This window comes from Curtobacterium sp. PhB142, from assembly GCF_004341255.1.
In the GTDB taxonomy this organism is placed as follows: Bacteria; Actinomycetota; Actinomycetes; order Actinomycetales; family Microbacteriaceae; genus Curtobacterium.
In genome coordinates, this window is sequence record NZ_SLUT01000003.1 from 468,727 (window position 1) to 488,777 (window position 20,051).

The window sequence follows — 20,051 nt, forward strand, 5'->3', positions numbered from 1 at the left end:
AGCCGCTGTGGTTGCACGGACCGGGTCGCCGGGCGGCGTCCATCCTGACACCGCGGCGGTCGCCCGTCCGAATCACACGTGCGACAGACGTCGCACGACGAAACAATCCAAGTGCCGCGCGACGTCCGTCTATTCCCGATGGATCTGCACCGAGTCCACCCGAGGGGCGTGGGTCAGCGGTCGAACAGGCCCCCGAGGAAGTCGTTGCCCAGGTTCGAGGCCTGCTCGCCGAGGCCCGACGCCTGCTCACCGAGGCCGCCGAGGAGCTGCTCACCCTCGCCCGCGATCCCCTCGAAGCCGCCGCCGAGGTCGGCCCCGAGGTCGGCCAGTCCGAGGTCGCCGATGCCGGAGGCGATGCCGTCGAAGTCGACGCCGAGGTTCGCGGCCTCGGCCAGCACGGGCCCGGCGGCGGCGCTCAGCACCGCTCCCCCGGCGACCGCGACACCGATGCCGCCGAGCGCCATCGCGCCGGCGCCGACCGCGGCACCGCCGGCGAAGGCGCCACCACGCCCGCGGCCGTTGCCGTTGCCGTTGCCGTTGCTCGAGCCGCCGAGGACGCGGCGGATCAGGCCCGGACGGCGGACCTCGCCGCGGGTCATCGCGCGCGCCATGCCGCCCGCCGAGTCGTCGCGCAGGTGCTCGTGCGGCGGGAGTTCGGAGTTCAGGCGGTTGCGCACCTGCTGCCGCTGCGCCGGGGTGAGGCGGGCGAAGGCGTCGTGGTGGACCTGCTCGAGCTGGTCCGGTGACGAGGTGCGGAGCAGGTAGTCGTACTTCGCCAGGGCGACCTTGTCCGAGTCGGCCGGGCCGTGCTGCTGCGGCTGGCCGTACTGCTGCTGGGGCGCCTGCCCGTACTGCTGCTGGCCGTGCTGCTGCGGCTGGCCGTACTGCTGCTGGGGCCGCTGCTGCGGCTGGCCGTACTGCTGCTGCGGCCGCTGCTGCTGGCTCCGGTCGTCGCCCGTCAGCCGGTCCGCTGCACCGCGGACGACGTCACGCCAGTCGGTCCCGCCAGCGCGCTGCGCTCCGTTGCCGGGCGCACCGTCCCCCTGCCCACGCTTCTGGAGCTGCTTGTCGATGACCTTCGAGGCCATGCCGAGGATGCGGTTGAAGTTCGCCATCCCCCGACCTTTGTGGATGCACATGTGCGCTCCCAGCGACGAACCGGCGGGTCGCCCGCACATCCGGCGGGAAACCGCTGTGAGCAACGACCGGAATGTCACCGGACAGTTCGTCGTAGGCTTGACCCGGTCGCGCCACCGCCGGAGCGCGATCCGGGCGAAAGCACGAAGCCCGGGACTGCGACAACAGTTCCGGGCTTCGATTTGCCTTCCGAGTGGAAAGCCAAGGGATGAACCAACCATCCCGAGTCCAACGCTCGGAACCGATGGTAGCCGAGCACGCTCGGCGACGCATCCCTTGGTCGAAGCTCCTCGTGTCAGCCGGCGACGACACCAGGAGGTCACCGATGTCGAACGACACCGATGATCGGTCCAGGCGTCGGGTGCCCTGGCTGGGGATCGCGAGCTTGCTCGTGACCGTGGTCAGGCTCCTGATCGACCTGTCCCGCAGGGACTGAGGACCCGGGTGTCCCGCATCGCGCTCAACGGTGCGGGACACCTGTCGTCACGCGAGCAGCTGTGCCGCTCGCACGACGAAGGCAGCCGACGCCGCCAACCCGAGGATGACCGCTGCGAGTGATACTCCGAACCCGGTGATCCGTTGCCCGGTGAGCTGCCCGGCGCGTGCCAGACCGATCGCGCCGAAGACGATCCCCAGGATCCCGGGGATCGCGAACACGTTGACGATGAACCCGAGCAGCGCGAGGACCAGCCCGGCGTACCCGAACGGATTCGCTGCACGGGTCGCCCGGTCCTTGGCGATCCGGGCCTTCCGCCCTCGGAGCGGTTGCTCGGTGACGGCCGCGCGGTACTCCGACGGCGCGGGCGGACGCGGTGCCGGCTCCCACTGTGGCGCGGGGACAGCTACAGCAGGTTGGGGTGCGAGTGCTCCCCAACGTGCTCCGTCCCACCACCGTGTGCGGTTCGAGTCTTGCGGGTCCGGGTACCACCCGGCGATCGGCAGCGTCACTGTGCTCCCCTCCGTTGCCTCCGAGGAGGCTACGGAACCGGTGTCGTCACGCGCACGCCCCAGTCGTGGTGCCACGCGGCACGCCCCGTCAGGACAGGACGCGCGCCAGGTACGCGTTGCGGAACCGGCCCGTGGGGTCGACATCGCGGGCGACCGCAGCGAAGTCCGACAGCCGCGGGTACGCCTCGTGCAGGCGCTCGACGCTCACGCCGGACACCTTGCCCCAGTGCGGCCGCGGGTCGAAGGGCGCGAGCGCTTCCTCGATCCGCGTCACCGCGGCCGCCACGGCTGCGGCGTCCCGGCGGAACGTGAAGTGGATGCCGACCGACTGCCGACCGGACGACGGCGCGAGCCAGGCGGTGTCGGGCGCGATCGTACGGATCTCGGCGGCGATGAGGATCGGCGCGAACACCGACTCGAGCGGACGGAGGGCCTCGAGCGCGGACACTGCCGACGCTGCCGGGATCAAGTACTCGGCCTGGATCTCGGCACCGGTCGACGGCGTGAACGAGGACCGGAAGTGCGGCAGCCGCTCGGCCCATGGCCCGGGGACGCCGCCCTGCTCGGTGACGCCGGCGGGGTCGTTCTCCCCCGGGTGCACGGGGCCGGTGGCGGGCCGCGCTCCGAGGGCGATGAGGTCGACGGTGGGCGAGGGCTCGTCCACGCGGTGCTTCACCCAGACCTGCCGGGCACCGCGGTCGTCGAACGAGGTGAACATCGACACCGAGTAGGCGTCGGACATGACCTGGTCGAAGTGCTCGGAGACGGCGTCCCACGGCAGGTCGAGGTGCACCGTCGTGGCGACCTCGAACGTCGGCTCGATCGCGAGCTCCACCGTGGTGACGACGCCGAGCGCACCGATGGCGACCCGGTGGGCGTCGAGGGCCCCGTCCGGCGAGGACGCATCGACGTGCTCGATCGCGCCGGAAGCGCGGACGACGTCGAGCCCGACCACCGCCTGCGCGAGCGACGGGTTGCGGACGCCGGAGCCGTGCGTGCCAGTGGCGACGGCCCCGGCCGTGGAGATGTGCGGCAGGGACGCGAGGTTCCCGAGTGCCCAGCCACGGGCCTCCAGACCGGCCGCGACCTGACTGTGCGTCATGCCGGCGGCGACGCGGACCACGCGCCGCGACGTGTCGATGTCGAGCACCGGTGGCAGGTCCTGCAACGACACCTGCACGGCGTCGGTGTCGGCGATCGTGTTGAAGGAGTGCCGTGAGCCGAGCGCCGTCAGGCGCGGGGTCGACGCGACCAGTTCCTGCAACGCGGCCACCGACGTCGGACGCGCCAGACCGGACGCCCGGTAGGTGACGTTGCCCGCCCAGTTCGTCCGCGTGCGCTGCTCTGCGATCACGTCGCTCATCGTACGGTCCGCGTCCCTCAGAAGCCGCGGTCGAGACGGTGCCACGTCTGCTGGAGACGCAGCTCGTCGCGGAAGCCGCGGGCGGTGGTGTGCTCGTCGATGACCAGGAACTCGGTGCCGACCATGGTCGCCAGGTCCTCGACCACCTGCAGACCGACGGCCGTCGTCATCACGGTGTGGTGGGCGGCGCCCGCGGTGAGCCAGGCCTCGGCGGCGACGGGGAACGACGGGCGCGGCTCCCAGACGGCACGGCCGACAGGGAGCTTCGGCAGGGCCTCGGTCGGCGGCACGACGTCGACGACGTTCGCGGTCAGGCGGAAGCCGTCGCGGGTGTCGGAGAGCGCGACCACCACGGCCTCGCCGGAGTCGGCGGTGAAGACCAGGCGGACCGGGTCGTCCTTGCCGCCGATGCCGAGCGGGTGGATCTCCAGCGTCGGCTTCGTGGTGGTGAGCGTGGGCGAGACCTCGAGCATGTGGGCACCGAGGATCTTCTCGGCACCCGGGGTGAGGTCGTAGGTGTAGTCCTCCATCAGGCTCGCACCACCGGGCAGTCCGGCGCCGGCGACGTTCATCGCACGGACCAGGACGGCCGTCTTCCAGTCGCCCTCGGCGCCGAAGCCGTAGCCGTCCGCCATCAGGCGCTGGACCGCGAGGCCGGGCAGCTGCTTGAGCGTGCCGAGGTCCTCGAAGTTGGTCGTGAAGGCGGCGGAGCCGTTCTGCGCCAGCAGGGTGCGGAGGCCGATCTCGATGGCGGCGCCGTCGCGGAGCGCCGCGTGTCGTTCGCCGCCGGCGCTGCGGAGTGACGGGTCCACGTCGTAGTCGCGCTCGTAGGTCGCCACGAGCGCGTCGATCTCTTGGTCCGACGCGGCGGACACGGCCGCTGCCAGCTCGTTCACCGCCCAGGTGTTCACCTGCACGCCGAGCTCGATCTCGGCCTCGGTCTTGTCGCCCTCGGTGACGGCGACGTAGCGCATGTTGTCGCCGAAGCGGGTGAGCTTCAGCTCACGGACGGCTGCGGCACCGGCTGCGGCACGGGTCCAGTTCGACACCCGCTGCTGCACCCGGGGGTCCGAGACGTGCCCGACGGCGGTGGCGTGCCGGACACCGAGGCGTGCCAGGGCGTAGCCGAACTCACGGTCGCCGTGCGCGGCCTGGTTGAGGTTCATGAAGTCGAAGTCGATGTCCGCCCACGGCAGCGTGACGTTCGCCTGCGTGTGCAGGTGCATCAGCGGCTTCGTCAGCGCCTGCAGGCCGCCGATCCACATCTTCGCGGGGCTGAAGGTGTGCATCCAGGTGGTGACGCCGATGACCTTGTCGTCGGCGCTGGCCTCGATCAGGGCGCGCCGGATGCCGTCGGCGCCCTTCAGGACCGGCTTCCAGACGAGCTTGATCGGCAGGGCGCCGGCCAGTTCGGCGTGCACGGCCTTGCTCTGCTCCTCGACCTGGCGCAGCGTCTCCTCGCCGTACAGCCCCTGGGAGCCGGTGAGGAACCAGACCTCGTAGCCGTCGAGCGTGGCCTGGGGGTCGACGGTGGTCTCCTGCGTCATTGCATGGCTCCTTCGGGGTTCTGTCCGTAGACGTTCTGGTAGCGATCGAAGAGTCGATCGATGTCTGCTTGCGCGATCGGGACCACGTCCCCGCCCTGCTTCGCGATGTGCACGGTGCGGGCGACGTCCTCGCACATCACGGCGGCCTTGACGGCGTCCTTCGCGTCCTTGCCGATCGTGAAGACGCCGTGGTTCTGCATGAGGACCGCGCGGGATCGGTGGCCGGTCAGCGTCTCGACGATGCCGTGGCCGATGGAGTCGTCACCGATGATCGCGAACGGCCCGACGGGGATCGGCCCGCCGAACTCGTCGGCCATCGCGGTGATCACGCACGGGATGGGTTCCGCTCGTGCGGCCCATGCCGTCGCGTACGTCGAGTGGGTGTGCACGACACCGCCGACCTCGGGCATGTTCCGGTAGACGTGGGCGTGCGCGGCGGTGTCGGAGGACGGGCCGTGCGCGTTGCCCCAACCGTCGGCCGGCTCGCCGTCGAGGGTGCAGACGACCTGGTTCTCGGGGGTCAGGTCGTCGCTCGAGACGCCGCTCGGCTTGATGACGAACAGGTCGGTGCCGGGCACGCGCTCGGAGACGTTGCCGCCGGTCCAGATCACCAGGCCGTAGCGGACGAGTTCGCCGTGCAGGCGGGCGACGCGTTCCCGGGTGGTCGCGACGGCCCGCTGGGTGTCGGGGTCGGTTGCGCTGGTCATCTGGTCACTTCCTGCTCTGCCGGGAGGCGCGGCTCGGCTCCCGCCGTCCCCTCGCCTCGGGTCGTGGTCGCGTCGGCGCCGGGGGCGGTTGCCGCACCGGTTCCGGTCGCGTCTGGTCGGGTCGCCGCTGCCGCCACGGCCTGGACGGGCAGGGCAGCGCGGTACCGGCCGAGGTACGTCTGGAAGCCGTCGACGTCGCGGGGCTCGGGTTCGGCGACGTGCACGGCGTCGCCGCCGAAGACGGTGTCCGACAGGAAGTCGGCGAGCTGTTGGTCGGTGTGCTCGAGGTAGGCGGCCAGGACGGCGATGCCCCACGCTCCGCCCTCGCCCGCGGTCTCCTCGAGGGCGATCGGCACCCGCAGTGCCGCGGCGAGCAGTCGCTGCGGGGCACCCGGCGTGCGGAAGAGCCCGCCGTGTGCAGTCATCCGGTCGACCTGCACCTGCTCGCCGTGCAGCACGTCCATGCCGATCGCCAGGGTGGCGAACGCGCCGTGCACCTCGGAGCGGACCAGGTTGCCCAGGGTGAAGCGGGCGTCGGGGGTGCGGAGCAGCAGGGGCCGGCCGTCCTCGACGTGGGTGACGGGTTCACCGGCCAGGTAGTTGAACGAGAGCAGGCCGCCGGCGTCGGGGTCGGTGCTGTCCGCGATCGATTCGGTGAGCAGTGTCGCGTAGACGGTGTCGACGTCGAGGGGCTGCCCGGCCGCTTCGGCGAACCGTCCGAAGACCTTCGCCCAGCTCGCGATCTCGCTCGCGCCGTTGTTGCAGTGCACCATCGCCACGGCGTCGCCCGCCGGGGTGGTCACGACGTCGAGTTCCTCGTGCGGGGTGCTGAGCGGGTGCTCGAGGACCACCATCGCGAAGATGCTCGTGCCGACGCTGACGTTGCCGGTGCGGGGTGCGACGGCGTTCGTCGCGACCATGCCGGTGCCGGCGTCACCCTCGGGCGGGCAGAGCGGCGCGCCGGGTTCGAGCGTGCCGGTGGGATCGAGCCACGCGGCGCCCTCGGCGGTCAGCTCACCGGCTTCGGCGCCGGCGACGAGGACCTCGGGCAGCAGGGACCGCAGGTCCGGCACACCGATCAGGTCCTGCGCGGTGGCGAGCATGGCATGGTCGAAGTCCTTCGCGCCCGGGTCTCCCGGGCCGCTGTCGACGGGTCCGCCCTCGATCGGGAACACACCAGAGGCATCCCCGACGCCGAGCACGTTGCGTCCGGTGAGTCGTCGGTGCACGTAGCCCGCGAGCGTCGTGATGCCCGCGACCTCGGCCACGTGCGTCTCCTCGTCGAGGACCGCCTGGTACAGGTGTGCGATCGACCAGCGGAGTGGCACGTTGAAGGCCAGTGCCTCGCTGAGCTGTTCGGCTGCGGGCCCGGTCGAGGTGTTCCGCCAGGTCCGGAACGGCACGAGCAGGTCGCCCGCGGCGTCGAACGCCAGGTAGCCGTGCATCATCGCGCTCACGCCGACCGCGCGGAACGTGGTCGGACGCACGCCGAACTGCGCTTCGACGTCGGCGACGAGCGCGGCGTACGCGGCTCGGAGACCGGTCTCGACGGCGTCGAGCGAGTAGGTCCAGCGGCCGTCGACGAACTCGTTCTCCCACTCGTGGGAGCCGGCGGCGATGGGGACGAGGTCCTCGTCCACCAGGCATGCCTTGATGCGGGTGGAGCCGAGCTCGATCCCGAGTGTCGTGCGGCCGTTCGCGACCTGCTGGGTGGGGTCGTCGCCCATGCGTTCCTCCAGAACTCCGTCGTCCTCCGTGAGCGCTCACATCCTGGCACGTGAGCGCTCACTCTCGCAACGTCCGGGCGCGCCGCCCGCTCGGCTGCCCCACCAGTCGAGACACCCCGCTCAGTTCTCCCGGCCGGTCACGAACTGTCGTCCGGAGCAACTACAGCCGACCGTTCCTGACCGGTCGACGTCCTACGCACGACAGGTCGTGACCGCGCGACGAACGAGGGCGACGACAACGTGCGACCCATCGGCGCCCCACACCCGCGCACGTCCCGACCACCCAGCGCCCCGCACTCGCGCACGTCCCGACCACCCACCGCCCCGCACTCGCGCGTGTCCTGACCACCCGCTGCCCTGCACCCGCGCATGTCCTGACCACCCGCCGCCCTGCACCCGCGCATGCCGGCTCGCCGGACCGTGCCACTCCGAACGGCCGCGCCCGGTGCGGTCACGACACCCCGCTGCCTCCCCGCGGCGCGGTCACGAACTGTCAGCTGGAGGCACCCCGGGCGCCGGTTCGTGACCACTCGGGCATGGAGGACGGGGTGTCGTGACCGCTCAGTGCAGACCGCAACGCGAACCGCAACGCGAACCGGACCCGGCACCGGCATCGGCGCGCCGGACCACGACCGCCCTACGCGCCGGCGGTGCTCTCGCGGATCACGAGGGACGGGGTGACCGTCGCCGAGGCCGCCGCACCACCGTCGATCAGGCCGAGCAACGCCTGCCCGGCCACGCGCCCGAGCTCCTCGAGCCGCAGGTCCACCGTCGTCAGTGGCGGCCTCGAGGCGAGCGCCATCACGTCCCAGTCGTCGTACCCGGCGACGGCGACGTCCCCGGGGACCGATCGCCCGAGCTCCCGGAGCCGATCGCACACGCCACGGGCGATCTGGTCGCTGCCGCACACGATCGCGTCGACGTCGGGAGACTGCCGCGCGAGCACGTCGACGGCCTGGCGCCCCCACCGCTCCGACCACTCGCCGAACAGTGGCGGGGTCACCAGCTTCGAACCGAGCACCGACGTCGCGCCGGACACACGACGCACCGCCGACTGGTGGCGCGCCGGCCCGGTCACGATGGCGACCCGTGAGCGCCCGAGCGTCAGCACGTGCGAGGCGACGAGCGCGGACCCGGCCGAGTCGTCGAGGGTGATCGACACGTCGTCGGCCGAGGTCGACGGGGTGAACGCGTACACGACCGGGATCGCCACGTCGATCGGCGGTCGCGGGTCGGCGGACCGTCCGGTCACGATGATGCCGTCGACGCCGCGGGCTGCGAGGGAGCGGAGGTAGTGGGCCTCGCGGACGTGGTCGTCGCGGGTGTCGCAGAGCAGGACCGCCATCTGCCCGGCGGACAGGGCGTCCTCGGCGCCGAGGAGCACCGGGATCGAGAACCGACCGAAGGAGTCGGTGGTGATCATGCCGACCGTGTAGGTCCGGCCGGAGGACAGCGCGCGGGCCCGGGCGTCGCCGACGAACCCGAGCTTCTCGGCGGCGTCCTTGACCCGTGCCCGGGTGGAGTCGCGGAGCTGTCCGGTGCCGTTGAGCGCCTTCGACGCCGTGCCGATCGACACCCCGGCGAGCGCGGCGACGTCGGTGATCCGGACGGGCTGCGTGCTGCGGTCGGCACCGGTGCGCTCAAGGGTCACGGCAAGTTCCTTTCCGGATCGCGGGACGTGACGATGAGCATACGCAGAAAAACGCCCAGAACTCTTGCGCACCCCAGGTCGGTGTCGTACTGTCCACCGCAGAAACCGTTTTCCGAAACGCTGCACCAACGGCGGACACCGGGACGGTCCCAGTCACATCGCAAGGAGGCGACATGACCACCACGCTCGCGACCGACAGCCGTGCGCACACCGCGACCCCGGTCCTCCCGACCGCCGACGCGCACCTCACGCTCCGGCCCCTGCCGACGGGCGACGCCCGGATAACCGGCGGCTTCTGGGCACTCCGGCAGGAGCGCAACGGCCGTGACGCGGTCCGCGGCGGGTACGCCCTGCTCGAGACCGCCGGCAACTTCCGGAACCTGCGCATCGCCGCCGGGCTCGAGGAGGGCGAGGCCACCGGCCCGATCTTCATGGACTCGGACGTGACGAAGTGGCTCGAGGCGGTGGCGTGGGAGTACGGCCGCGCCCCGTCCGAGGACCTGCTCGAACTGCAGCGCGAGGTCACCGCCCTGTACGCCCAGGCGCAGGCCGACGACGGCTACCTCGACTCCGTGCAGCAGATCCGGGGGAAGGGCGAGCGGTACACGGACCTCAAGTGGAGCCACGAGATGTACTGCGCCGGCCACCTGTACCAGGCGGCCGTGGCGCAGCACCGTGCGACGGGCGACACCGGCCTGCTCGAGGTCGCGATCAAGAACGCCGACCACCTGGTCCGCACGTTCGGCGACGGGACCGCACCGGACGCCACGCCGAAGACCCGCGACGTCGACGGTCACCCCGTCGTCGAGATGGGCCTCGTCGAGCTGTACCGCGAGACCGGCAACCGCGAGTACCTCGACCTGGCGCACTGGTTCGTCGACGCCCGCGGCACGGGCATCATCGAGCGCGCCGGCGGCGAGCCGACGTACTTCTCCGACCGGGTGCCGAGCCGACAGGCCACGACCGTCGAGGGCCACGCCGTCCGCGCCGTGTACCTGGCAGCCGGCGCCGTCGACGTCGCGATCGAGACCGGCGACACCGAGCTGCTGGCCGCGAGCGAGACGCAGTTCGCGGACATGATGGCGACGAAGGCGTTCATCACCGGCGGCCTCGGGGCGCGCTGGGACTGGGAGGCGTTCGGCGACCCCTACGAGCTGCCGACCGACCGCGGCTACGCCGAGACCTGCGCGGCCATCGGCGGCGTGCAGTGGGCGTGGCGCCTGCTGCTCGCCACCGGCAAGCCGGTCTACGCCGACGCGAGCGAGCGCCTGCTGTACAACGCGTTCCTGGCCGGCGTGAGCCTGGCGGGCACCGAGTACTTCTACGTGAACCCCCTGCAACAGCGGGACCACGCACACCAGGACGAGAACCGCTCCCCCGCTCACGGGCGCCGCGGCTGGTTCGACTGCGCCTGTTGCCCGCCGAACATCATGCGCACGTTCGCGAGCCTGGACGGCTACCTGGCGACCGCGACCGACGGCGGCCTGCAGATCCACCAGTACGCGACGGCGGACCTCGGGCCGGTGTCGGTCGAGACCGGCTACCCGCACGACGGCCGCGTGGTCGTCACGGTCACCGAGGACGGCCCGCTCGCCCTCGGCTTACGGATCCCGGTCTGGTCGGACACGACGACGGTGCAGGGACCGGACGGTACGGCGCACCCGGAGCCGGGCACGCTGCACGTCGTCGACCGGCACTGGAGCGCCGGGGACACCGTCGAGCTCGTCTTCGACACGACGCCGCACCGGTACGTGGCTGACACCCGCATCGACGCCTCACGCGGTCAGGTCGCCATCGAGCGCGGCCCCCTCGTGTACGCCGTGGAGCAGGCGGACCAGCAGGGCTTCACGGTCGACGACCTGACGGTCGACGCGGTCGCACCGATCACCGAGGAACGTCGCGACGACCTGCTCGACGGCATCGTCACGCTGCGCGTGCCCGGACACGCCCCGGCCGGACACGAGCAGGCATCGTGGCCGTACCAGCGGCTGGACGCGACCCGGTCTGGAGGAGCGGATCACGCCGTGGACGCGACCAGCGTCGACGACGCGGCCGGCTCGCAGGGCGCCACCACGGACCTCCCGGCCGTCACCGCGACCGCGGTTCCCTACTACGCCTGGGCGAACCGGGGCGCGGCGCCGATGCGCGTGTGGCTCCCGCTGGCGCGGTGACGTGATGGACCGCAGAGCGTTCCTGGTCGGCGGTGTCGCCGGCGGCGCAGCACTCGCCCTGGCAGGGTGCTCCGGCACCCTGCCCAAGGTCGACGCGAAGGTGGCGAGCTTCGGGATGGACGCGACCGGCACCGTGCACGTCTGGTGCCGGTCCGCGACCCAGGCCGGACTGACCTCGGCCGTGGCCGGGTTCAACAAGGCGAACCCGAAGCTGCAGGTCGAGCTGACCCCGGTGCCGGACGGTCAGTACGTGACGAAGCTCGCGACGGCCATCCGCGGTGGTGAACCGCCGGACGTCGTGGACATCGACGACATCAACTCGCAGCTGTTCATCTTCCGCGAGGCGTTCGCCGACCTGACCGACGTGGTGAAGGGCCTCGACTACTTCGACGCGATCTCACCGGGCCACCTGCGACTGCTCGAGTACCGCGACCGGTACTACGGGCTGCCCTACCTGGCGGACAACTCGCAGCTGTTCGTCAACACCGAGCTGTTCGACCGGGCCGGGCTCGACGTCGAGGAGTCGACGAAGGACCTCTCCACGCTGCTCGACGCGGCGAAGGCCATCCGGAAGCTCGACGACGACGTCTACGGGTGGTCGATCTCCGGCAACGCCGCCGGCATCATCGGCTTCGTCACGCAGCCGCACGTCTGGGCGACCGGTGTCGACATGATGTCCGGCGAGGTCGGCTCCCAGACGGCGAACATCACCGGCAATGAGGCACTGGAGCGGATGCTCGAGTTCTACCGACAGCTCTGGAAGGACGGCGCGCTGTCGAAGGCGACCTACTCGGACGCCGGCACCACCTGGGGCGCGGACTTCCGGGCCGGCAAGGTGGGGATCTTCCCGACCTCGTACGGCGCCACCGTGCCCGCGGCCACCAAGGCCATGCGGGCGAAGATGCAGACGGTGCTCATCCCGTCGTGGGACGGCCAGCGGTCGTTCTTCGACGGCGGCGACAACATGTGCATCCCGAACGGGGCGGCGAACCCGTCCGGCGGCTGGGCGTTCATGCAGTACGCGAACGGCCTGCAGCAACAGCAGGCGCTGCCCGACGGCGGGTACTTCCCCACCCGCTCCGACGCCGCGACGCCCGAGTACCGGAAGCGGTTCCCACTGGCATTCGGCCCGCTCGACGCCATCGACAAGGGCTACGCGCCGCAGACCCTGGCGTACAACCTGCTCAACAACCAGCCGTCGTCACCGTACTTCGCGATGTTCCGCGAGGCCGTGTTCGGCTCGGGCACCGCTGCCGCGATGAAGACGGCGCAGGCGGACTACACCCGCATCCTCGACCAGGTCCAGGCCTGACCGTCGCTCGCTCGCCTGTTCGCTCGTTCGTTCGCTCGTTGCACAGAGAGGTGCAGACATGACCACCATCTCCAACCGACGGACCGGCGCCGGCCGCCCGACCGTCGGCCGCGGCGCCGGCCGCCCGGGCCGCTCGGGCCGCTCGGGCCGCTCGGGTCCGTCCCGCGGGTCGCTCACGCACCCGCCGCGCGCCGGCGCCGTGCTCGTCACCCCGGCGATCGTCTTCGTCGCGGTGTTCGTCCTCGCCCCGCTCGTGTTCGCGCTCTACATCTCGTTCACGAACTGGCCCCTGATCGGCCCGTACCGGTTCATCGGGCTGCAGAACTACCTGACGCTGTTCCAGGACCCGACGTTCGTGCACGCCATCGGGTACACGCTGCTGTACACCGCGATCGTGACGGTGCCGATCCTGGTGCTCGGCTACTTCCTGGCCGTGCTCATCCGGGCACGGCGACGGGGCAGCACCCTGCTGCGGACGGTGTTCTTCCTGCCGTACGTCGTCGGCCTGACCACGCTGTCGTTCATGCTCGTGCTCGAGGCGCAGCCGAACTCCGGAGCCGTCAACATGGTGCTCCGCTGGCTCGGCATCACCGACGGCAGCACCGCCTGGCTCGTCAACGGCCCCCTCGCCACGCTGCTCATCTGCGTGCTCGTGGTCTGGGCGGTGTCCGGCCTGACGATGGTGCTCCTGATGTCGGCCATGCAGGGCATCCCCGACGAGGTGTACGAGTCGGCGCAGCTCGAGGGCGCGTCCTGGTGGCAGACCGAACGGCTCATCACCCTGCCGATGATCCGGTCGACCATCGCCCTCAGCGCCATCATCTCGGTGATCGGCTCGCTGCTCGCGTTCAACCAGTTCTACATCCTGACCCAGGGCGGGCCGGGGACCGAGACCACGACGATCGTCAACGCGATCTACAACCGTGGCTTCGTCAACCTGCAGCTCGGCGCCGCGACCGCCGAGTCGATCGCCCTGGTCGTCGTCATCGCCGCCGTCACGGTGTTCCAGTTCTGGGCACTGCGAGAGAAGGACTGAGCCATGAGCACCACGACCTCCCGTGCCGGACTCGCGGCGCCGGACCTGTCCACCCGCACGCTGACCACCACCGGCGACGGACGCCGCCGGCGCCACCACCAGGGCAGCGTCCGGCACCCCCGCGACACCGCTGTCAAGCGCACCCTGTACGTGATCGCCGGCGTCGGGTCGGTGCTCGTCTTCGGTGTCCCGCTGCTGTGGTCGATCCTGCGGGCCTTCCAGTCCGAGGCCGTCATCACGCAGGCCGCCGACCCCGCGACCTTCTTCCAGCTCGGCTGGCAGAACTTCGCGGCCGTCTTCAGCTCGTCGTCGCACCTGCTGACCGGCGTGTTCAACTCGTTGATCGTGTCGATCGCCACGGCGGTGCTGACCGCGGTGATCGCGACGATGGCCGGGTACGGGTTCGCCCGCTTCCGGTTCCGCGGGTCGGGCATCGTGTTCGGTCTGGTGCTGCTGACGATGATGGTGCCGTTCCAGGCGATCCTCACCCCGCTGTACCTCGAGATGAACGCCATGAAACTCACGAACTCGCTGCTCGGGCTCGTGCTGTTCTACACGACGGTGAACCTGCCGTTCGGGGTGTTCGTGATGCGGAACGCGTTCGAGTCGATCCCGACCGAGCTCGAGGACTCGGCGTTCGTCGACGGGGCCTCACGCTTCCGGGTCGTCGTGTCGGTGCTGCGCCCGCTCCTGCTGCCCGGGGCCGCGACCGCTGCGCTGTACGCGTTCCTGGCGTCGTGGACCGAGTTCCTCGGGGCGCTGACGTTCCTGACGAAGGACTCGCTCTACACGCTGCCGGTGGCGCTGCTCAACTTGCAGACCGGGGCGTACGGGCAGGTGTCGTACGGCAACCTCGTCGCCGGGTCGGTGGTGGCGATGATCCCGTGCATCGCGCTGTACGTCGGACTGCAGCGGTTCTACGTCGCAGGCCTGTCGTCGGGCGCGCTGAAGGGCTGACGGTCGGGTCGGCCCGGCGGGTGCGAGGAAGGCACGGCCCGGCACCGTGCGCGGTTGTCCGGCGGGTGCGAGGTAGGCACGGCCTCGCACCGTGCGCGGTTGTCCGGCGGGTGCGAGGCGGGCACGCCCCCGCACCGTGCGTACCTGTCCGGCCGGTGCGAGGTTGCTCGCTCGGTGAGGGGCTGTAGCGCCGCACCGAGCGACCAACCTCGCACCGGATGGGCAAGGCGGCACGGTGCGCCGCTGCCCCGCGCACGGCAGAACGTCGCCCCGGCCGGAGAACCCCGCACCGCGCGAGCTACGCGCGAGCTACGCCGACCGGCGCACCACGAGCTCGGGGGCCAGCAGCGTCTCGTCGCGCGGCTCGCCCTCGACCAGGGCCCGCACGGTGTCGAGCACCCGCTCCCCCATCGCCCGGAAGTCCTGCCGCACCGTGGTCAGCGGCGGGGTGAAGTGCGCGGCCTCGGGGACGTCGTCGAACCCGACCACCGCGATGTCGTCGGGCACGCGCAGGCCCTCGTCGGCGAAGGCGTGGAGCACCCCGAGCGCCATCTGGTCGTTGCCGGCGAACACCGCGTCGACGGCCGTCACGTCGATGTGCCGTGCAGCCGCGAACCCGCTCCCCGGGGTCCAGTCGCCGTCGAGCACGACGGGCTCGAGGCCGGCGTCCTGCATGATCCGGACGTACGTGGCACGGCGCACCTCGGACTCCTGCGACACCGGTGGTCCGGCGATGTGCACGATCCGCCGGTACCCGCGCCCGAACAGGTGTTCCATCACGAGCGACGTCCCGGCGGCCTGGTCGATCGCGACCGCGGCAACGGTCGACGCCGCGGGGGTCCGCACGGCGTCGCGCTGCACGGCGTTCGACACGACGACCGGCACGGTGACCGGCACGGTGAGCGATCCGAGGGCGTCGAGCACCCGGTTGTCCGCGGCGACGAGCACGATCGCGGCGACGTCCTGCGCGAGCAGCGTCGTGAGTGCACCGGACAGGTCGGACGGCGTCGGGTCCTCGGGCAGGGTGGAGAGCAGCACGTGGTACCCGGCCGACCGGGCCGCACGTTCGAAACCGATCGCGGTGCTCGACGGACCGTACAGCGCGTCGCCGGCAGTGATGATGCCGAGCGCGCGGCTCCGCCCCCCGGCGAGTGCGCGGGCGGCGGCGCGGGGCCGGTAGCCGAGGTCGTGGACAGCGTCGGTGACCTGCGTGCGGAAGGCGTCGCGGACCGTCGGGTCGCCGTTGATGACGCGCGAGACGGTCTGGTGGGAGACGCCCGCGCGCTCGGCGACGTCGAAGATCGTCGGAGCCTTCCGGCGTTTGCCGCCCGTGCCCCCTGGGGCGGTCGTGGTCGTCACGAGGCCCACCGTACCGCGCAGTCCGGCCCGCGCGGCAAGATCGCGAAACGGTCACGCCGAGTTGACACCCCGTTACGAAAGCCCCAGTATGTGAGCGCTCACACGAGCACATCCCTCGGGGCACAGCAGCCCCGGCACCTGAGCGCGTCGAGGACGACGCGAGAGGAACAGAGGTACTTCGATGACGAAGCGCAGAATCATCGCGGGCGTTGCAGCCCTCGGCATCGCGATCGCACTCGCCGGCTGCTCGGCCGGTGGCCGCGCGTCCACCGACGGCGGCGGCAGCAGCAACGACAACAAGGGCGCCCTCGTCGGCGTCGCCATGCCGACCAAGGTGTCGGAACGGTGGATCAAGGACGGCGACGCCGTCAAGAGCGACCTCGAGAAGGCCGGCTACAAGGTCGACCTCGAGTACGGCGACAACAAGGTCCAGCAGCAGGCCCAGCAGGTCAGCAACATGATCACGAAGGGCGCGAAGGTCCTCATCATCGCGTCGATCGACGGCGGAGCCCTCTCCGACCAGCTCGACGCCGCCGCCAAGGCCGGCATCAAGGTGATCTCCTACGACCGCCTGCTGACGGGCAACAAGAACGTCGACTACTACGTGTCGTTCGACAACGAGAAGGTCGGCGTCGACCAGGCGACGAGCCTGCTCACCGGCCTCGGCGTCCTCGACGACAAGGGCGAGAAGACCGGCGAGAAGGGCCCGTTCAACATCGAGGTCTTCGCCGGCTCGCTCGACGACAACAACGCCAGCTTCTTCTTCAACGGCGCCATGAAGACCCTCAAGCCGTACCTCGAAGACGGCACGCTGAAGATCCAGTCGGGTCAGGACCAGCTCTCGCAGGCCGCCACGCAGCAGTGGGATCCGGCGACCGCCAAGGCCCGCATGCAGAACCTCGTCGCGAAGTCGTACTCGGGCGGCACCACGCTCGACGGCGTGCTCTCGCCGTACGACGGCATCTCGATCGGCATCATCTCGGCGCTGCAGGGTGCCGGCTACGGCACCAGCGACCGTCCGCTGCCGATCGTGACGGGCCAGGACGCCGAGGCGGCCTCGGTCAAGTCGATCATCGCCGGTCAGCAGTACTCGACCATCTACAAGGACACCCGCAAGCTCGCCAAGCAGTCGGTCACCATGGCCGAGGACCTGCTCACCGGTGACAAGCCCGAGGTCAACGACACGAAGAGCTACGACAACAAGGTCAAGGTCGTCCCGACCTTCCTGTTCCAGCCGACGGTCGTCACCAAGGACAACTACAAGGAAGTCCTCGTCGACTCGGGCTACTACACCGAAGCCGACCTGAAGTAGTCGCAACCCACCTGTCGGACGGGAGGCACGGGTCGACCCCGCCCCGTGCCTCCCGTCCGCCCCATCCGCGCGCCACGGCGCGCACCACGGAAGGCGGTCGACGTGACGGACACGATCCTCGAGATGCGTGACATCACCAAGACGTTCCCCGGCGTGAAGGCCCTGCAGGGCGTCTCGATCGAGGTCGAGCGTGGACAGGTCCACGCCATCTGCGGCGAGAACGGCGCCGGCAAGTCGACCCTCATGAAGGTGTTGTCGGGCGTCTACCCGCACGGCTCCTTCGAGGGCGAGATCCTGCTCGACGGCGCACCTGTCTCGTTCGCGAACATCAACGACTCCGAAGCCGCTGGCGTCGTCATCATCCACCAGGAGCTCGCGCTGAGCCCGTTCCTGTCGATCGCCGAGAACATCTTCCTCGGCAACGAGCGGTCCAAGGGCGGCTTCATCGACTGGAACAAGACGAACCTGGCAGCTGCCGAACTCCTGCAGCGCGTCGGTCTCAAGGACAACCCGGTCACGAAGATCGTGGACATCGGTGTCGGCAAGCAGCAGCTCGTCGAGATCGCGAAGGCACTGTCGAAGAAGGTCAAGCTCCTCATCCTCGACGAGCCCACCGCTGCCCTGAACGACGACGACTCCGCGCACCTGCTCGAGCTCATCCGCTCGCTGCAGGCCGAGGGCATGACGGCGATCATCATCAGCCACAAGCTCAACGAGATCAAGGCGATCGCCGACAAGGTCACGATCATCCGCGACGGCAAGACCATCGAGACGCTCGACATGCACGCCGACGACGTCTCCGAGGACCGCATCATCCGCGGGATGGTCGGCCGCGACCTGTCGAACCGGTACCCCGAGCACGAGCCGAAGATCGGCGAGGAACTCCTGCGGATCGAGGACTGGACGGTCCACCACCCGCTCGACGGGTCGCGCGAGATCATCCACCAGGTCGACCTGAACGTGCGCGCCGGCGAGATCGTCGGCATCGCCGGACTCATGGGCGCCGGGCGGACCGAACTCGCGATGAGCGTGTTCGGCCGGTCGTACGGATCCGGCATCAGCGGCACCGTCTACAAGCGCGGCGAGCCGATCAAGACCCACACGGTGTCGCAGGCGATCGACCACGGCATCGCGTACGTCACCGAGGACCGCAAGCGCTACGGCCTGAACCTGATCGACGACATCAAACGGAACATCTCCGGGTCGGCGCTCGGCAAGCTCGCCAGCTGGGGCTTCGTGAACGCGTCCGAGGAGACCACGGTCGCCGGGCAGTTCCTGAAGAACCTCAACATCAAGGCACCGAACGTCGACGTCATCACGGGCAAGCTCTCCGGCGGCAACCAGCAGAAAGTCGTCCTGTCGAAGTGGATGTACACCGACCCGGACGTGCTCATCCTCGACGAGCCGACCCGCGGCATCGACGTCGGTGCGAAGTACGAGATCTACACGATCATCAACAGCCTCGCGGACCAGGGCAAGGGGGTCATCGTGATCTCCTCGGAGCTCCCGGAGCTCCTCGGCATCTGCGACCGCATCTACACACTCTCCGAGGGCACCATCACCGCCGACGTGCCCCGCTCCGAGGCCACCCCAGAGGTCCTCATGCAGTACATGACCCAGGAACGGGAGACCCCTGTCAATGAACGCGCTTAAGTCCGCCGCCGGCTACCTCACCGGGCAGCTCCGACAGATCGGCCTGTTCATCGCGCTGATCGTCATCGTCGTCTTCTTCCAGGTGACGACCAACGGCATCACCCTGGCCCCGATCAACGTCTCGAACCTGATCGTCCAGAACAGCTACATCCTCATCCTCGCCATCGGCATGGTGATGGTCATCATCGCCGGGCACATCGACCTGTCCGTCGGGTCGGTCGTCGCCTTCACCGGCGCCATGGCCGGCGTGATGATCACGCAGTGGCACATCCCGTGGCCGATCGCCGTCGTGCTGTGTCTGGTCGTCGGTGCGCTCGTCGGCGCCTGGCAGGGGTTCTGGATCGCCTACTTCGGGATCCCGGCGTTCATCGTCACCCTGGCCGGCATGCTCGCCTTCCGCGGTGCGGCGCAGATCGTGCTGCACAACCAGCAGATCTCGCCGTTCCCGGACGGGTTCCGTGCCCTCGGCTCCGGCTTCCTGCCGTCGTTCGGCACCACCGGGTACGAGCCGCTCACGATGATCCTCGGCTTCGCCGCCGCGGCCGTCATGGCCGTCACCGCGTTCCGCGGCCGAGCCACCCGCCGCAAGTACCAGCTCGAAAGCGAACCGTTCGCCTGGTTCATCGTGAAGCTCGTCTTCGGCGTCGTGCTGGTCGTCTACGTGGCCCTGCTGCTCGCGAGCTACAACGGCACCCCGATCGTGCTCGTCATCCTCGGCGCACTCGTGGTGATCTACTCGGTGATCATGCGGAGCGCGGTGTTCGGCCGCCACGTCTACGCCATCGGCGGCAACGCCCTGGCCGCGCAGCTGTCCGGCGTGAAGACGAAGCGCGTCACGTTCATGCTCTTCGTCAACATGGGTGTCATCTCGGCCCTCGCCGGCGTGGTCTTCACCGGTCAGCTCAACCTGGCGGCACCCGGTGCGGGCAACGGCTTCGAACTCGACGCCATCGCCGCGGTGTTCATCGGTGGCGCAGCAGTCACCGGCGGCATCGGCACGGTCCCGGGCGCCATCGTCGGTGGTCTCATCATCGGCCTGCTGAACAACGGCATGTCGATCCTCGGCGTCGGCACCGAGTACCAGTCGCTCATCAAGGGCTTGGTCCTGCTCGCCGCCGTCGCGTTCGACGTGTTCAACAAGCGTCGGGCTGCTGCCGCGCGCAAGTAGGGG

Annotated in this window: 15 protein-coding genes; 7 read left to right on the forward strand and 8 right to left on the reverse strand. The window is 70.2% G+C overall.

The window, feature by feature from the left end:
• Positions 1-173 precede the first annotated feature (173 nt).
• From EDF31_RS19935 to EDF31_RS08570, 7 genes are all read right to left on the reverse strand, one after another.
• Positions 174-1,115, reverse strand: a complete 942-nt coding sequence (locus EDF31_RS19935; RefSeq protein WP_165901350.1) for a cation-transporting ATPase — start codon at positions 1,113-1,115, stop codon at positions 174-176.
• Between the two features lie 505 nt (positions 1,116-1,620).
• Positions 1,621-2,085: a DUF2510 domain-containing protein gene (locus tag EDF31_RS08545; RefSeq protein ID WP_123938488.1), complete on the reverse strand. Its 465-nt coding sequence runs from the start codon at positions 2,083-2,085 to the stop codon at positions 1,621-1,623.
• An 88-nt stretch (positions 2,086-2,173) separates the two neighbouring features.
• Positions 2,174-3,439: a D-arabinono-1,4-lactone oxidase gene (locus tag EDF31_RS08550; RefSeq protein WP_279387363.1), complete on the reverse strand. Its 1,266-nt coding sequence runs from the start codon at positions 3,437-3,439 to the stop codon at positions 2,174-2,176.
• A 26-nt stretch (positions 3,440-3,465) separates the two neighbouring features.
• On the reverse strand, positions 3,466-4,995 hold the full coding sequence (gene araA, locus EDF31_RS08555; RefSeq protein ID WP_131845827.1) for an L-arabinose isomerase: 1,530 nt from the start codon (positions 4,993-4,995) through the stop codon (positions 3,466-3,468).
• Complete coding sequence (locus EDF31_RS08560) at positions 4,992-5,702, reverse strand: L-ribulose-5-phosphate 4-epimerase (protein WP_131845828.1); 711 nt, start codon at positions 5,700-5,702, stop codon at positions 4,992-4,994. Before EDF31_RS08560 ends, araA begins: the two co-directional genes overlap by 4 nt.
• A complete protein-coding gene (locus EDF31_RS08565; protein ID WP_131845829.1) occupies positions 5,699-7,429 on the reverse strand; it encodes an FGGY-family carbohydrate kinase in 1,731 nt (576 codons plus the stop codon). The genes EDF31_RS08560 and EDF31_RS08565 overlap by 4 nt, the downstream gene beginning before the upstream one ends.
• 637 nt (positions 7,430-8,066) lie before the next feature.
• Positions 8,067-9,080 carry a LacI family DNA-binding transcriptional regulator gene (locus EDF31_RS08570; protein WP_131845830.1) on the reverse strand — a complete coding sequence of 338 codons (1,014 nt, stop codon included), beginning with the start codon at positions 9,078-9,080 and terminating at the stop codon, positions 8,067-8,069.
• Between the two features lie 173 nt (positions 9,081-9,253).
• Here EDF31_RS08570 and EDF31_RS08575 point away from each other — a divergent pair, with 173 nt between their 5' ends.
• Genes EDF31_RS08575 through EDF31_RS08590 form a run of 4 tightly spaced genes read left to right on the forward strand, consistent with a single transcriptional unit; the run spans position 9,254 to position 14,556 of the window.
• Positions 9,254-11,251 carry a beta-L-arabinofuranosidase domain-containing protein gene (locus EDF31_RS08575; protein ID WP_131845831.1) on the forward strand — a complete coding sequence of 666 codons (1,998 nt, stop codon included), beginning with the start codon at positions 9,254-9,256 and terminating at the stop codon, positions 11,249-11,251.
• 4 nt (positions 11,252-11,255) lie between these two features.
• Positions 11,256-12,563, forward strand: a complete 1,308-nt coding sequence (locus EDF31_RS08580) for a sugar ABC transporter substrate-binding protein (RefSeq protein WP_131845832.1) — start codon at positions 11,256-11,258, stop codon at positions 12,561-12,563.
• A gap of 58 nt (positions 12,564-12,621) precedes the next feature.
• The gene (locus tag EDF31_RS08585) at positions 12,622-13,599 is read left to right on the forward strand and encodes a sugar ABC transporter permease (RefSeq protein WP_131845833.1); all 978 of its coding nucleotides are present in this window, start codon (positions 12,622-12,624) and stop codon (positions 13,597-13,599) included.
• 3 nt (positions 13,600-13,602) lie between these two features.
• Positions 13,603-14,556 (forward strand): carbohydrate ABC transporter permease, encoded by a 954-nt coding sequence (locus tag EDF31_RS08590; protein ID WP_123291928.1) that lies wholly within the window; start codon positions 13,603-13,605, stop codon positions 14,554-14,556.
• Positions 14,557-14,865: 309 nt separating this feature from the next.
• Here EDF31_RS08590 and EDF31_RS08595 read toward each other — a convergent pair whose 3' ends face one another.
• Entirely contained in the window at positions 14,866-15,915 is a 1,050-nt protein-coding gene (locus EDF31_RS08595) for a substrate-binding domain-containing protein (RefSeq protein WP_123291927.1), read from the reverse strand.
• A gap of 181 nt (positions 15,916-16,096) precedes the next feature.
• Here EDF31_RS08595 and chvE point away from each other — a divergent pair, with 181 nt between their 5' ends.
• The 3 genes from chvE to mmsB all read left to right on the forward strand — a co-directional run bounded on the left by chvE (position 16,097) and on the right by mmsB (position 20,048).
• On the forward strand, positions 16,097-17,227 hold the full coding sequence (gene chvE, locus EDF31_RS08600; RefSeq protein WP_111086261.1) for a multiple monosaccharide ABC transporter substrate-binding protein: 1,131 nt from the start codon (positions 16,097-16,099) through the stop codon (positions 17,225-17,227).
• Positions 17,228-17,329: 102 nt separating this feature from the next.
• Positions 17,330-18,880 carry a multiple monosaccharide ABC transporter ATP-binding protein gene (mmsA, locus tag EDF31_RS08605; protein ID WP_131845834.1) on the forward strand — a complete coding sequence of 517 codons (1,551 nt, stop codon included), beginning with the start codon at positions 17,330-17,332 and terminating at the stop codon, positions 18,878-18,880.
• Positions 18,867-20,048 (forward strand): multiple monosaccharide ABC transporter permease, encoded by a 1,182-nt coding sequence (mmsB, locus tag EDF31_RS08610; protein ID WP_111086259.1) that lies wholly within the window; start codon positions 18,867-18,869, stop codon positions 20,046-20,048. The genes mmsA and mmsB overlap by 14 nt, the downstream gene beginning before the upstream one ends.
• Positions 20,049-20,051 lie beyond the last annotated feature (3 nt).

Excerpts from the sequence above, each read along its gene's own strand:
- EDF31_RS08585 (WP_131845833.1), top strand. The coding sequence starts at position 12,622 with ATGACCACCATCTCCAACCGACGGACCGGCGCCGGCCGCCCGACCGTC.
- EDF31_RS08560 (WP_131845828.1), bottom strand. The coding sequence starts at position 5,702 with ATGACCAGCGCAACCGACCCCGACACCCAGCGGGCCGTCGCGACCACC.
- EDF31_RS08565 (WP_131845829.1), bottom strand. The coding sequence starts at position 7,429 with ATGGGCGACGACCCCACCCAGCAGGTCGCGAACGGCCGCACGACACTC.
- mmsB (WP_111086259.1), top strand. The coding sequence starts at position 18,867 with ATGAACGCGCTTAAGTCCGCCGCCGGCTACCTCACCGGGCAGCTCCGA.
- EDF31_RS08575 (WP_131845831.1), top strand. The coding sequence starts at position 9,254 with ATGACCACCACGCTCGCGACCGACAGCCGTGCGCACACCGCGACCCCG.
- EDF31_RS19935 (WP_165901350.1), bottom strand. The coding sequence starts at position 1,115 with ATGGCGAACTTCAACCGCATCCTCGGCATGGCCTCGAAGGTCATCGAC.
- chvE (WP_111086261.1), top strand. The coding sequence starts at position 16,097 with ATGACGAAGCGCAGAATCATCGCGGGCGTTGCAGCCCTCGGCATCGCG.
- araA (WP_131845827.1), bottom strand. The coding sequence starts at position 4,995 with ATGACGCAGGAGACCACCGTCGACCCCCAGGCCACGCTCGACGGCTAC.
- EDF31_RS08590 (WP_123291928.1), top strand. The coding sequence starts at position 13,603 with ATGAGCACCACGACCTCCCGTGCCGGACTCGCGGCGCCGGACCTGTCC.
- EDF31_RS08580 (WP_131845832.1), top strand. The coding sequence starts at position 11,256 with ATGGACCGCAGAGCGTTCCTGGTCGGCGGTGTCGCCGGCGGCGCAGCA.